The 1,213-nt window shown below is 28.1% G+C and carries 1 protein-coding gene; it reads right to left on the bottom strand.

The annotated features are described in order from the left end of the window. Positions 1-17: 17 nt before the first annotated feature. Positions 18-1,138 (bottom strand): IS3 family transposase gene (locus tag J2Z35_RS14625; protein WP_209662126.1). Its coding sequence is split into 2 segments (ribosomal slippage): positions 18-892 and positions 892-1,138, totalling 1,122 coding nucleotides; the frame shifts between segments, so codons are not numbered across the junction. Positions 1,139-1,213 lie beyond the last annotated feature (75 nt).

The raw sequence follows: 1,213 nt of genomic DNA, 5'->3' as shown, positions 1-1,213 counted from the left end.
TGGATTGTCAACACTTATTAGGACAACTTTTTCTCGGACAGAAATGCCTTGTATTCAATAGGACTAAGATATCCTAAAGAACTATGAACCCTAAATTTGTTATACCAGTTGACATAATCAAATAATGATGTTTCTAACTCTTCAAAGCTTTTAAATATTCTATTAAAAACAAATTCTGTCTTTATGATTTTAAAGGTAGCTTCCGCTACTGCATTATCATATGGACATCCTTTTTTGCTTAGAGATCTGCTAATATTAAAGGTCTTAAGAAGATTATCAATCATAGAATTTTTAAACTCATTACCTCTATCAGTATGGAGTATATTTATATTATCTAGAGGATACTTAACATTGGCGAAAGCCTTGTAAACAATGTATTTATCTTTATTTGCGCCAGCAGAGTATCCGATAATTTCTCGATTATACAGATCCAAAAGTATGCATATGTAGTTCCATTTTCCATTAACATTTACATATGTTAAATCACTTACAATAACATCTAATTTTTCTTTATTTTTGAAGTCTCTTTTAAGAAGATTATTTATTTTTTCCTCATTATACTTTGTCTTATGAACTTTATATTGCTTTAAAGTATACTTAGAAACCAGTGAATACTTGCTCATTATTTTTCGTATTTTTCTTCTTGAAACAATGTAACCTATTTTGCTTAATTCAACCTTAATCTTTCTACTGCCGTAGTTATTTCGGCTCTTTTTAAATATAGATATAATCTCATTATCTAATTTGCTATCGCAAGTTTTTTCAACTTTTTTATAGTAAATTAGGCTCCTTGATATATTTAAGATTTTACACATGGCGCTGATACTGTATTTATGTTTATTAGCCTTAATTACATCTATTTTCGTCCCATTATCAGCGCCGCTTGCTTTAAAATATCATTTTCCATCTTTAGCCTTTGATTTTCCTTTTTAAGTTTAATAAGCTCATTTTCTTCATCAGATCTGTTATCCTTCGCTTTAAAAGAACCAGAAGAAGAATAGTCTTTTACCCACTTATTTACAGTAGACCTAGCAATGTTATACTCTTTAACAACTTCATTTATGTTTTTTCCACTGTTTATAAGTTCTACAATTTGCTTTTTAAATTCTTCATTATACCTTTTATTTGTATTAGACATGATAAACCTCCAAATTAATTTAATTTATTTTATCATGTCCGAGTATTTTCTGTCTAAATTAGTTTAACCTATCCA

The sequence above is a fragment of the Acetoanaerobium pronyense genome (assembly GCF_017874355.1).
Classification (GTDB): Bacteria; Bacillota; Clostridia; order Peptostreptococcales; family Filifactoraceae; genus Acetoanaerobium; species Acetoanaerobium pronyense.
Note: the sequence above shows the minus strand (reverse complement) of the source record. Positions and strands in the feature narration are given on the sequence as shown.